15 protein-coding genes and 1 riboswitch are annotated in these 12536 nt (G+C 37.9%); of the genes, 13 read left to right on the top strand and 2 right to left on the bottom strand.

Annotated elements, in window-relative coordinates:
• Positions 1 to 58: 58 nt before the first annotated feature.
• The 3 genes from MKY88_RS15870 to MKY88_RS15860 are packed head-to-tail and all read left to right on the top strand — an operon-like array spanning position 59 to position 1137.
• Positions 59 to 283 (top strand): spore coat associated protein CotJA, encoded by a 225-nt coding sequence (locus tag MKY88_RS15870; protein WP_328200191.1) that lies wholly within the window; start codon positions 59 to 61, stop codon positions 281 to 283.
• Entirely contained in the window at positions 280 to 543 is a 264-nt protein-coding gene (locus tag MKY88_RS15865; RefSeq protein WP_008179462.1) for a spore coat protein CotJB, read from the top strand. Before MKY88_RS15870 ends, MKY88_RS15865 begins: the two co-directional genes overlap by 4 nt.
• A gap of 24 nt (positions 544 to 567) precedes the next feature.
• Positions 568 to 1137 (top strand): manganese catalase family protein, encoded by a 570-nt coding sequence (locus tag MKY88_RS15860; protein ID WP_031417041.1) that lies wholly within the window; start codon positions 568 to 570, stop codon positions 1135 to 1137.
• Between the two features lie 49 nt (positions 1138 to 1186).
• Here MKY88_RS15860 and MKY88_RS15855 read toward each other — a convergent pair whose 3' ends face one another.
• Positions 1187 to 1843: a potassium channel family protein gene (locus MKY88_RS15855; protein ID WP_291757132.1), complete on the bottom strand. Its 657-nt coding sequence runs from the start codon at positions 1841 to 1843 to the stop codon at positions 1187 to 1189.
• Between the two features lie 26 nt (positions 1844 to 1869).
• The gene (locus MKY88_RS15850; RefSeq protein ID WP_340814116.1) at positions 1870 to 3207 is read right to left on the bottom strand and encodes a TrkH family potassium uptake protein; all 1338 of its coding nucleotides are present in this window, start codon (positions 3205 to 3207) and stop codon (positions 1870 to 1872) included.
• Between the two features lie 115 nt (positions 3208 to 3322).
• Positions 3323 to 3461: riboswitch (cyclic di-AMP (ydaO/yuaA leader) on the bottom strand.
• A gap of 207 nt (positions 3462 to 3668) precedes the next feature.
• Between MKY88_RS15850 and rpsU the strand changes: the two genes are divergently transcribed.
• From rpsU to MKY88_RS15800, 10 genes are all read left to right on the top strand, one after another.
• A complete protein-coding gene (gene rpsU / locus MKY88_RS15845; protein WP_004227078.1) occupies positions 3669 to 3842 on the top strand; it encodes a 30S ribosomal protein S21 in 174 nt (57 codons plus the stop codon).
• A 303-nt stretch (positions 3843 to 4145) separates the two neighbouring features.
• The gene (locus tag MKY88_RS15840) at positions 4146 to 5474 is read left to right on the top strand and encodes an NfeD family protein (RefSeq protein WP_069482025.1); all 1329 of its coding nucleotides are present in this window, start codon (positions 4146 to 4148) and stop codon (positions 5472 to 5474) included.
• Between the two features lie 3 nt (positions 5475 to 5477).
• Positions 5478 to 6482 (top strand): flotillin-like protein FloA, encoded by a 1005-nt coding sequence (floA, locus tag MKY88_RS15835; RefSeq protein ID WP_069482024.1) that lies wholly within the window; start codon positions 5478 to 5480, stop codon positions 6480 to 6482.
• 25 nt (positions 6483 to 6507) lie between these two features.
• Positions 6508 to 6987 (top strand): hypothetical protein, encoded by a 480-nt coding sequence (locus MKY88_RS15830; RefSeq protein ID WP_340814114.1) that lies wholly within the window; start codon positions 6508 to 6510, stop codon positions 6985 to 6987.
• A 56-nt stretch (positions 6988 to 7043) separates the two neighbouring features.
• Positions 7044 to 7304 carry a hypothetical protein gene (locus MKY88_RS15825; RefSeq protein ID WP_069482022.1) on the top strand — a complete coding sequence of 87 codons (261 nt, stop codon included), beginning with the start codon at positions 7044 to 7046 and terminating at the stop codon, positions 7302 to 7304.
• A complete protein-coding gene (locus MKY88_RS15820; RefSeq protein ID WP_340814111.1) occupies positions 7294 to 8406 on the top strand; it encodes a sporulation protein YqfD in 1113 nt (370 codons plus the stop codon). The genes MKY88_RS15825 and MKY88_RS15820 overlap by 11 nt, the downstream gene beginning before the upstream one ends.
• A 2-nt stretch (positions 8407 to 8408) precedes the next feature.
• On the top strand, positions 8409 to 9365 hold the full coding sequence (locus tag MKY88_RS15815) for a PhoH family protein (RefSeq protein WP_069482020.1): 957 nt from the start codon (positions 8409 to 8411) through the stop codon (positions 9363 to 9365).
• Positions 9366 to 9571: 206 nt separating this feature from the next.
• Positions 9572 to 11692, top strand: a complete 2121-nt coding sequence (locus MKY88_RS15810) for an HD family phosphohydrolase (RefSeq protein WP_069482019.1) — start codon at positions 9572 to 9574, stop codon at positions 11690 to 11692.
• A gap of 8 nt (positions 11693 to 11700) precedes the next feature.
• A complete protein-coding gene (gene ybeY / locus MKY88_RS15805; RefSeq protein ID WP_069482018.1) occupies positions 11701 to 12174 on the top strand; it encodes an rRNA maturation RNase YbeY in 474 nt (157 codons plus the stop codon).
• Positions 12175 to 12525 (top strand): diacylglycerol kinase family protein, encoded by a 351-nt coding sequence (locus MKY88_RS15800; RefSeq protein ID WP_025114288.1) that lies wholly within the window; start codon positions 12175 to 12177, stop codon positions 12523 to 12525.
• The last annotated feature ends 11 nt before the right edge of the window (positions 12526 to 12536 follow it).

Here is a 12536-nt window from a genome sequence, read left to right as displayed (position 1 = left end):
TACCTTCTACCATCACATATACTCCACTGATGATTTTGAATACAGAAAGGAGGATGTCATGTTTACACAGTATAAGTATTGGAAGCCCTATATTAGTCCCTTTGATCCCTGTAAGCCCATCGAAGTAAAGTATTATGCTACGCCACCACAATTATATATGGGTTTTCAGCCACCTGGACTTCCCCAATTCCAAACCCCAAGAGAGGCACTTATGGCGGGAACACTATGGCCACAATTATTTAGTCCCTATCCATTTCCGATTAAAAGGAGGGATGATGCATGACTAAAAAGATGCCGCCCGAATTTTATACCTTACTTGAAGAAATACAGGCAATTGATTTCGTCATCGTTGAGTTAAATCTCTATTTAGACACACATCCACATGATTATGCTGCCATTCAACAATTTAATGAAAACACTGAAAAAAGTATGAAGCTTAAAGTAAACTTTGAACAAAAATTTGGTCCATTAATGAATTTTGGAAGAAGTTATTCAGATTATCCTTTTAATTGGGTTGATACCCCATGGCCGTGGCAAGTATAACATATAATTAGGAGGAATTTATTCTTGTGGTATTATGAAAAAAAACTTCAATACCCAGTAAAGGTTAGTACTTGTAACCCTATGCTTGCTAAATTTTTAATTGAGCAATATGGGGGTGCTGATGGGGAATTAGCAGCAGCACTTCGTTATATGAATCAACGCTATACGATTCCAGACAAAGTGGTTGGTTTATTAACAGATATAGCGACAGAGGAATTTTCACATTTAGAAATGATTGCTACGATGATTTACAAGCTTACAAAAGATGCTACGCCAGAAATGCTAAAAGAAGCGGGATTAGGGGACCATTACGTAAATCATGATAGAGCTTTATTTTATCAAAATGCTTCTGGTGTGCCATTTACAGCAACTTATATTCAGGCAAAAGGGGACCCAATAGCCGATTTATATGAAGATATTGCGGCAGAGGAAAAAGCACGTGCCACCTATCAATGGATTATTGATTTATCTGATGATACCGATTTAAATGACAGTTTGAAGTTTTTACGTGAACGTGAAATTGTCCATTCTCAACGTTTTAGAGAGGCGGTAGAAATTTTAAAAGACGATAGAGATCAACAGAAGATCTTCTAAGAAAAAGTGGCTGGCTGTATCAAGGGGTCTTGAAACAGCCTTTTTGTTGTTATTGTATGTTTGAAAAAAAAGCGAGTTCTTTTCGATGGCCAATCATCACTAAAATATCTTCCTGTTCCATGTTTTGCTCAGGGGAAGGGGAAATAATGATTTCTCCTTCTCGAACAATGGCAATAACACTAACGTTATATTTCGCACGCAAATCTAAATCTCGCAGATTTTGCCCAGCCATTTTTGAAGGGATCATAATTTCTTCTATACTATATTCCTTAGACAATTCGATATAATTCAGCATATTCGGAGACAATAGCTGATTTGCCACGCGCTCTCCCATATCTCGCTCAGGATAAATAATCCAATCAGCTCCTACTTTATCCAAAACTTGACCATGTCTTTTACCGAGGGCCTTAGCAATAACTTTTTTTATCCCTAGTTCTTTTAATAAAGATACCGTTAAAATACTTGACTGCATATCGTTACCTATAGCCACTATAACGCAATCAAAATTACCAATACCAATAGAGGTTAAGGCTTTTTCTTCAGTTGTATCAGCTACTACAGCGTGGGTAACATAGGGCTCTGCATCCTCCACTCTTTCTTCGTTAATATCAATTCCTAAAATTTCTTGTCCAGCTTCATGTAGTCTACGAGCAACACTTGTTCCGAATCTTCCTAGGCCAATAACAGCATATTGTTTAATCGCCATAGCTATAACACACTCCTCTAATTTTGTTATCCAATCATAATATTGCCTTTAGGATGTCGAAAGGCTTCTGTTTTTCGACGTTTTGTAATAGCGAAAGCAATGGTTAATGGACCTAGTCTTCCGGCAAACATTGTTAAAATAATGAGAAGTCTACCAGTGGGGGATAACTCAGGTGTCAACCCCATCGAAAGACCGACAGTACCAAATGCAGAGGTTGCTTCAAATAAATACATCATGAAACTATGGCGTTGTTCAGTAATGCTTAGAATGATTGTCACAACAACAACGATAAGTACTCCACACATTGTGACAGTCAAAGCCTTTAAGATAGTCTCAGTGACAATTCTACGTTTAAATAAAACAACATCTTCTTTCCCCCTGATTTGTGACCACATCGTAGCAACTAATACTGCGAAAGTTGTTATTTTTATACCACCAGCAGTGGAACCAGATCCAGCTCCAATAAACATTAAGAGAATTATTAAAAATAATGTAGAATGTGTTAAGTCACCAATAGCCAGTGTATTGGAACCTGCTGTTCTTGGTGTAACAGCTTGGTAAAAAGAGCCTAATACTTTGCCCCATTCAGTTAAAGGACCGAGTGTTTCATCATTTCCAAATTCAAACATAAATATCAAAATGGTAGCGCTAACCGTTAAAATAAATGTAGACGCTAAAACAATTTTTGTATGGACGGAAAGTCTTTTAGTAACTCGATATTCATATAGTTCATTCATGACAATAAATCCCAAGCCTCCAAGTGTAATGAGAGCGCAAATTGTTAAAACAACGAATGGGTCATCTACATAAGCTGTCATTCCGTTAAATCCGCCCATTAAATCAAAACCTGCGTTATTGAAATTAGAAATTGCATGGAAAAAGCCAAAATAAACAGCTTTTCCTATAGGCATATCAAAAGAAAAACGAATAGATAAAATAAGACCACCAATCATTTCAATCAATGCTGTAAAGAGCAGTATTCTCTTTACTAATTTAACAAGGCCAGCAATGGAAATATTATTAAATGTTTCCTTAAGCAAAAGTCTTTCTTTTAAAGATATTTTTTTCCCAAGTAATAAAAATAACAATGTTGCAAATGTCATGAATCCTAAACCACCAATTTGGATTAAGAATAAAATGACTACTTCTCCGAAAACTGAAAATGTATCACCTGTATCGACAACAATTAATCCCGTTACACAAGTTGCTGATGTAGCGGTGAATAATGCATTTAAAAACGAAAGTCCTTTTCCATCTTCTGTTGAAAGAGGTATCGTTAAAAGAAAAGTTCCGATGATAATAATAAGTGCAAAGCCAAGTACAAGAATTTTTGGAGGATTTAATGTGTTTCTAAAAGTGTTCATCTTGTTCTCCTCTATAGATGTAAAATAACTTGATTTTAAAAATGCATAAAAAAAGACCAACTAAAAAAGCATGTAAAAGGATAGGAGAAAATATGCTATAATGGTGGTCGAATAGGACCTCCTTCGCTTTAGCCGACGAAGTTAGCTGACGGGTAGGATGGCGGAAGAGTTTTCATCCTTTCTGCATTTGCAGAATTAACCCCAATATATTGGGTCCTCCGTTCTCAATGTTTGAGATTTGGCCAGTATTAAATTGAATGTGAAAAATGCAATTATTTTTTTATTGTGAGCAAAATTTGATCATCTAATTCCAATTAGAAATAAAACCAAAAATTCACTTGATATTTTCGTACACTTTCTATTGACCATTATTAGACAATACGATATAATTTTTTAGTACACAACAGAAGGTGGTTTGCCTAATTGTGTATTGACGTGTGTTCGGAGGGAGGGAAAGAGAGATGTCAAAAACTGTCGTTCGCAAAAACGAATCGCTTGAAGATGCTCTTCGCCGCTTCAAACGTACTGTATCAAAAAGTGGTACAATTCAAGAAGTTAGAAAGCGCGAGTTCTACGAAAAACCTAGCGTAAAACGTAAAAAGAAATCAGAAGCTGCACGTAAACGTAAGTGGTAATTTAATTTCCCATTAAAAATCCCTACGTTCATAACACGCAATCGTATGATTCACTGAGCAGACAAAGATATACCTGAAATTAATTACAGCTGTAATTAATTTCAGGTATTTTACATTGCTCATTTTACGTACATATGAGAAAGCCGGATGGATATCATGTAGATTCATTCGGCTTTTTTGTGTAATACTAAGTAATATAAGCAACATGCACTTATAGTCGAAATAATTTTTTAGATTTGTGAAACTTTTTACATGTTCGACCGTATATACAGAGGAGAGGCATGTTAGAAGGGAGGGAAAAAGGTGCGAAAACGGAGAATCCTTAGTTACTTTCTAGTGATATGGATGACTTTTTTGTTAGCGTTTCCATTAACTTCGGCTTTTGCAAGCAGTAAGGTTTACCACGTTCCTATTCATAATGAAGTAGAGCGAGGGCTTCACGCATTTTTAGAACGAGCTTTTAATGAGGCTAAAGAAAACAATGCGAAAGCGATTATTTTAGATATACATACGCCTGGCGGATTTGTGAATGCAGCAAGTGATATCGCCATGCTTATGGATGCAACGGATATACGGACGATTGCTTTTATTAATAAGGATGCCCATTCAGCAGGTGCTTTTTTAGCCTTACATGCAGATGAAATCTACATGGTGCCCAATGGAACAATTGGTGCAGCAGCTGTCATTGATTCAGCTGGTAATGCAGCTGATTTGAAAGCAAATAGTGCATGGCTTGCTCAAATGTCGGCAGCAGCGGAAACATCAGGTCGAGATCCTAAGTATGCTTTAGCAATGGCTGATTCGAGTTATGAATTGCCGGAGTACCGTGCGGAAGGAAAAAATCTATTAACGCTTTCAGCATCGGAGGCATTAAAAGTCGAATACTCAGAGGGTACCGTGAAAAATTTTCAGGAACTTTTAGAGAAAATAGACTTACAAGAGAGTGATGTCGTTCCAATCGAACCAACATTCTCTGAGAAATTGGCTCGTTTTATTACAAATCCAATCATTGTTCCAATTTTATTATCCATTGCAAGTCTAGGTCTTGTTATGGAACTCTATTCGCCAGGATTTGGAGTTCCAGGTACAATGGGATTATCAGCACTTGGATTATTTTTCTTTGGACACATGGTTGCGGGCTTTGCTGGCTATGAATCCTTATTGTTATTTATTATTGGTTTAGCACTTGTAGTTGCAGAGTTTTTTGTTCCTGGTGGAATTGTCGGTATTTTAGGTGGTGTGCTCATAATACTAAGTTTATTACTGGCAGGTGCAAATATTATGCAAATGATAGTAGCAATTCTCATTGCGCTTGTAATAGCGATTATAGGAATGGTGATTCTGATGAAATTTTTCGGGAAAAAACTGCATGTCTTAAACAGGCTGGTGTTAATGGATGCAACTACGACAGAAGAGGGCTATGTATCCAACGTCAATCGCACAGAATTGTTAGGAAAAGTAGGGACTACACTTACTCCATTACGTCCATCGGGTACAATGGTTCTTGGCAGTGAACGCATTGATGTTGTATCAGAGGGCGGCTATGTCGATGCAAATAAACATGTAGAAATTATTAAAGTTGAAGGCTCACGTATTGTCGTGAGACAAACAGAAAAAGAGATGGAGGAATAGAAAATGGGTTTTGATTTAGCATTAATTGGTCCTATAGCTGGATTGGTTATTTTATTCATTGTACTAGCGGTATTCTTTACCTTTGTACCAGTAGCGCTATGGATTTCTGCACTGGCTGCAGGTGTCCGTGTTAGCATTTTCACACTAATTGGGATGCGTTTACGTCGTGTAATTCCGTCTCGAATTGTAAATCCGTTGATTAAAGCACATAAAGCAGGTTTACCTGTAACGATTAATCAGCTTGAGAGTCACTATTTAGCGGGTGGTAATGTAGACCGTGTTGTCAATGCGTTAATCGCAGCCCATCGTGCAAATATCGAGTTAACATTTGAACGTTGTGCGGCAATTGATTTAGCGGGGCGTGATGTATTAGAAGCTGTACAAATGTCTGTTAACCCAAAAGTCATTGAAACACCATTTATTGCAGGTGTTGCTATGAACGGGATTGAAGTAAAAGCGAAGGCACGTATTACAGTGCGCGCAAACATTGAACGTTTAGTCGGTGGTGCTGGTGAAGAAACGGTTATTGCTCGTGTAGGGGAAGGGATCGTTTCTACAATTGGTAGCGCTTCTAGTCATACGACAGTTCTTGAAAATCCAGATATGATTTCACAAACAGTTTTATCAAAAGGTTTAGATTCAGGAACAGCCTTTGAAATCTTATCCATTGATATTGCTGATGTAGATATCGGTAAAAATATTGGGGCAGAATTACAAATTGAACAAGCGCAAGCAGATAAAAACATTGCCCAAGCAAAGGCCGAAGAGCGTCGTGCAATGGCTGTAGCGAATGAGCAAGAAATGATTGCTCGTGTTCAAGAGATGAAAGCGAAAGTAGTAGAAGCTGAAGCAGAAGTACCTCAAGCGATGGCGGAAGCATTACGCTCAGGTAATCTTGGTATTATGGATTACATGAACTATCGTAACATTCAAGCTGATACGGCTATGCGTGATTCCATTTCAAAAGTAAGCAACGATAAACCAGAAACAAATGAACCAAATGTTTAATAACGGAAAGGAGCGGAACTAACATATGGAACAATTAATTATTTTTGCAATAATTGCCATAGTCAGCTCTATTTTCGGAAAATCAAAAAATAAAAAACCACAAAAACCGATGCCTCCTTTTAATAATAAGGATACACGTGTAGAGTCACCTATTCAGGAAGAAACTCCGCAACGTCATCAAAGACCTCAAAGTTTTGAAGATTTTGCTCGAGAATTTATTGGGGATTGGATTCCAGAAAATGAAAAGGTTCAAAAGACTAAAAAATATGTTGAGGAACAAGTGAAGAAGGAAGTCCCAAGCTATGTTGCGCCACCTGTCATTCCAGCTGATGTGCCACACCGCTCGTCTATCCGCGAGCAAAAAGGACGCTTAGCAGCTGGGAAAGAAGAAGTGAAAGCAACTGGGACTCATTCTCCTTTCCGAGTTCCGCAATCTAAAAATGCTCTCATGCAGGCTGTGGTAATGGCTGAAATATTAGGTCCTCCAAAAGCAAAAAGAAAATAACTAGCATGTCCTCCTTTTTCGATGCATATATTGCCGAAGAAGGAGGCATTTTTTTTATGAAAAAATTATTTCAATTAACGCCACTACTTGAATTGTCCGAATATGAATCATTAAAAATCATTGGACCTTACCGTTTTATTCATGCAGATGCAACGACATGTTCGTTTGCTTATGCAGATTATCATATTACTGTTACTGCGGATTTGGTGAAGATTCATGCACTAAAAGAAGAAATGCTTCATCTCTCTGTTGAAAACTTACAAGAGATTCATATGAAAATGACAAAGAATATGGGTGTGAGCAAAAATGTGGAATAATCGGCCAATCATTATACGTATAAAGCGTCATGAAAATGTTCATCCTTTTATTCGAGCATTGCACGCACAACATGTTCCGTTAAAGCGTGTTGTCTTTAGAGAACAAGAGGTTTCATTTGAAACAACGATGCATCATTTGCCAAAAATTCGCCGTATAAGAAGAGGTTTTCGCTTGAAAATGGCTGTTTTTTATGCGGATGAGCTGCAAGTTTTCCGAGCTCAGGTTTGGACTTTGCTTGGTTTGGCTTTGATGATTGCCATCCCAATACTTGGTGCGCAAGTGATTTGGAAAGTAGACATAGATGCAGCGACACCTGAATTGGAGCAGCGCTTAGGTAAAACCTTTCATGATACCTTTCAATTAGAAACACCACTTTCTAAAAAAAATTTACCTTCTAATACTGTTATACGCCAAAAGCTATTAGAACAGCATCGAGAGCTCTCATGGGTGCATATTGAAAAAAATGGAGGACGCGTGGTACTAAGACCACAGGAATCGCCTAAACAAACGAAGCAGACAAATGAAAAATTGGCATCGCAATTAGTAGCAACTAAAAGCGGTATTATTACTCACTTTGATATCCAAAATGGGGAGCGGAAAATTTCAGTTAATGATACGGCCTATGAGGGGGATGTCCTTGTTAGTGGAGTGATTGAAAGTGGAACAAATCATGTCTTTGTTGGCGCAAAGGGTGAGGTTTTTGCAGACTATTGGCTAGAATGTACATTTAAAATTCCTACAAAGATTACAATGGAAACCTTGCAACAAAAGCAATGGCGAGTATTGGTGAAAGGTATTCATCAAGAAAAAGTTGATTATGTGCAAAAAAAGGATTTACCGAATTGGCTAGACCCTTATGTTTCAATTGTGGAGGAACAGCAAACGAAAACTATGCAGGTGGAGCTTGATGAATCGAAAATCGAGTCTTTACTCATCCCACTCCTGCATGAAAAAGTAATACGTTCGTTACCTGCAAAATCCATCATCAAAAAAGAAAACCTTTTACAGGCAAAGTGGGGTAATGGTACAGTTGAAGGGAAAGTTCTATTTTTAGTCAATGAAAACATTGCAAGTCCAATACATGGCCTACAAGGAGAATGATTATGTCAGAACAGTTAACTGTATTACAAGTGGATAATCCAAACGAAGCGGTTATGCTACTCGGAATTTCCGATGCAAATATGAAGCTGGTTGAGGAAGCACTTAATGTTCATATCATTACCCGTGGTGAACAAATTCAACTTGCGGGTGAAGAAAGTGCTAAGGAACAGGCAACATTTCTGCTGCATGCATTATTGAAGGTCATTCGCAAAGGTATTAATATTGATCAGCGTGATGTATCTACAGCTATTGAAATGACTCAAAAAGGTACCATTGAATATTTTGCAGAACTTTATGATGAAGAAATAGCACGCACGACAAAAGGTAAACCGATTCGTGCAAAAACAATTGGTCAAAGAGAATACATACAAGCAATCCGTCATAAAGACGTTGTTTTTGGTATTGGTCCAGCCGGTACTGGGAAAACGTATTTAGCGGTAGTCATGGCAACGCAGGCACTTAAAAATGGGCATGTCAAGCGCATTATTTTAACTCGTCCAGCTGTTGAAGCAGGTGAGTCTCTAGGCTTCCTTCCTGGTGATTTAAAGGAAAAGGTAGATCCTTATTTAAGACCTCTCTATGACGCCTTAAACGACATCTACGGTGCTGAACAGACGCAACGGTTGATTGAACGTGGAACTATTGAAATTGCACCATTGGCTTATATGCGTGGCCGTACATTAGATGATGCTTTCGTTATTTTAGATGAAGCACAAAATACAACTCATCAACAGATGAAAATGTTTTTAACACGACTAGGCTTCGGTTCGAAAATGGTAATTACAGGTGATAAAACACAAATTGATTTGCCTAAAAATACGGAGTCTGGCTTGATCGTAGCAGAACGCACATTAAAATATGTAAAATCGATCCATTTCCAAGTGTTAGAACAGGGTGATGTTGTCCGTCACCCAATAGTAGCCAAAATCATTCAAGCCTACGAAGAACAGCAACTTTAGAATTTCTGCTCCGAAAGCAAAGCGACAGGGGCAACAGGGTTTAAAAAAGTCCGCCCTGTGAATGAGAATTAAAAAAATGGTCAAAAAATGGAAAAAAATGTGACAGCTATACAAATTTGTATAGCTGTTTTTTGCTTTCTTATACATTTTTCGAGAAAAATGTATGTTGAATTGGTATGATAGTAGGTAGATAGAGGAGGTGCCAGATGGAGAAACAACTTCGAAAGTTTACAGAGCTTATCGGTTTTCGCTATTTTATTATCATCATTCTCATTTTAACAGGATGCCTACAATTTGGCTTGATGTATGGCAATGTTAAAGGAGTTACATATGATTTCAAACCTTTACAGCTAGCGCCTGAAACCGTACGATCTACTAAAACAATAGAAGATACCTACAAGACACAGCAAGAGCGGGAAAAAGCCGCAACTGCAGTAGGCCCAGTCTATCAATTTTCGGAGGATGTCGCCAAGCAAAGAGCAGCGATTGTCACATCGTTATTTGATTATGTACTTGAGGTAAAAAAGGATGTGGCAAATAGTAAGGAACCTATTGCAATTGCCGATCAAGTAGGGCAGCTTCGCAAAAAATTTGAATCGCTCGATGAAGATCAAATGCCACTCATCTTTACGGATTCACAGCTAGAAGGACTTTTAGTGCAGAGCGATGAGGATTTAAATAGAACAAGTATCCAATTATCCAAAACGGTAGAGGAATACTTACAAAAATCCATTCGACCTGAAAATGTCTTTGTTGCTCAAAATGACTTTGAGACGAAAATTCGAGGACAAAGAGGGTATCCAGATAAAATATTCAACACGGTTGTTTTAATTGGCCGTACAAGCATTATTGAAAATGAAACCGTTAACGAAGAGCAAACGAAAATAAGAAAAGAACAAGCGAAGGAAAGTGTAGAACCTACAAGAATTTTACAAGGTCAAATTATTGTGCAGGAAGGCCAGATTATTGATAAAGAGGCATTTCGACAATTAGAGCTTTTAGGGATGATCAGTAATCAAGCTTCCTTAAAACCAATTGCAGGACTCATAATTTTAACACTGCTCCAAATGGTGTTTATGTATATTTTATTCGAGCGTTGGGAGGCTAACGAACGAAAAAAACGAAATGCATTATTGGTAACAGTGATTGTTTATAGTTTGTCCATTTTGCTAATGAAATTTATTAGCTTAGTTTCTGGCGGGTTTGATGTGACCATTGCCTTCCTTTTCCCAACGGCATTGGCTACGATGCTTGTGCGCCTATTGGCAGATGATAAAGCAGCAGTCCTCGTTACAGTTATGACTGCTGCTTCGGCTGGCGTTATTTTTCAAGAAGGTTATTCATCCGTTATGCAAATGGAAATTACGCTTTATATCATTTTTGGAGGGTTTGCAAGTTTATTCTTTTTGCGTAGTGTGGAGAAGCGGTCACATATTTTACAGGCAGTTGCGGTTATCTCTCTTGTAAATATGGCTTTTATCGCCTTCTATTTATTAATGACACAATCATCCTATGGTTTACCAGAATTAGTGTTTTACTTTGTTGCAGCAATGTTATCTGCATTGCTTTCTGGAGCGTTGACAATGGGTCTTTTACCATTCTTTGAGTCAGCATTTAGTTTATTATCGTCATTGCGTTTAATTGAGCTATCCAATCCCAATCATCCATTATTAAAAAAATTACTAATGGAAGCACCGGGAACATATCATCATAGTGTGATGGTCGCAAACTTAGCTGAAGCTGCCTGCGAAGAAATAGGAGCAGATGGGTTACTAGCACGTGTAGGGTGCTACTATCATGATATCGGAAAAACAAAGAGACCAGCTTTTTTCATAGAAAATCAGATGTCAGGAATTAATCCGCACGATTCATTGCCTCCTGAAACAAGTGCAGAAATTATCATTGCTCATACAACTGACGGTGCTGACATGTTAAGACGCTATAAAATGCCTCAGGAAATTATTGATATTGCATTACAGCATCATGGGACGAGTCTGTTAAAGTTTTTCTTGTATAAAGCGAAAGAACAAGGGAAATCCATTGATGAAGCTACATTCAGATATCCTGGTCCTAAACCGCAAACAAAGGAAGCTGCCATAATAAGTGTGGCGGATAGTGTAGAGGCGGCAGTACGTTCAATGAAAGAGCCGAATTCTGAGAAAATTCATAAGCTAGTAAGAGCTATCATTGACGATCGAGTACAAGATAACCAGTTTGATGAATGCGATATTTCAATAAAAGAGTTAAAATGTATAGAGAGAGTACTTTGCGAAACATTGAACGGAATTTTCCATTCACGTATTGAGTATCCTAAGGCAGATAAGTAGGAGGATCTATGATTTTAACAATTGATTTTACTGATGAAACAAATGAAGTTGCAGCACAGCATACAGAGCTTGTAGAAAAGCTTTTGCAACATGCAGCGAGTGTAGAAAACATCGAGCCAGAAACAGAGGTTTCTGTCACGTTTGTCACAAATGATACGATTCAAGATATAAACCGCGAGTATCGTGGGAAAGATCAACCAACCGATGTCATTTCCTTTGCATTGGAGGAACTAGGTGAAGGTGAAATAGCTGTAACTTTTGAAGGAATGCCCCGTGTATTAGGCGATATTATTATTTCTACAGATCGTGCAAAAGAGCAGGCAGAGGAATACAATCACTCCTTTGAAAGAGAATTAGGTTTTTTAGCTGTCCATGGCTTTTTACATTTACTCGGTTATGACCATATGGAGCCTGAAGAGGAAAAAGTGATGTTTACAAAACAAGATGAAATATTACAAACTTTTGGTTTAGGACGAGATTAAATGGATTTGCGTAAATACTTGCGATCATTTGGCTATGCGTTTGAAGGCATTATAACTGCAAGTAAAGAACAAAATTTAAAATCACATATTGTGAGTGCAGTCATTGTCATACTGGCTGGTTATTTTACAGGTTTGTCTCGAACGGAATGGTATATTGTGCTACTATTAATAGCACTTATGTTTGCATTGGAAATGATCAATACAGCTATTGAGAGAGTAGTGGATTTGGCTTCACCGAACTTCCACCCACTCGCCAAGCAGGCAAAAGATATCGCAGCAGGTGCTGTGCTTGTATTTGCGCTATTCAGTGCTATAATCGGATTACTTATCTTCCTACCAAAATGGTTGTAATCGAAGTGAGT

Origin of the sequence: Lysinibacillus sp. FSL R7-0073 (assembly GCF_038009065.1) — a bacterium.
Classification (GTDB): domain Bacteria; phylum Bacillota; class Bacilli; order Bacillales_A; family Planococcaceae; genus Lysinibacillus; species Lysinibacillus fusiformis.
Note: the sequence above shows the minus strand (reverse complement) of the source record. Positions and strands in the feature narration are given on the sequence as shown.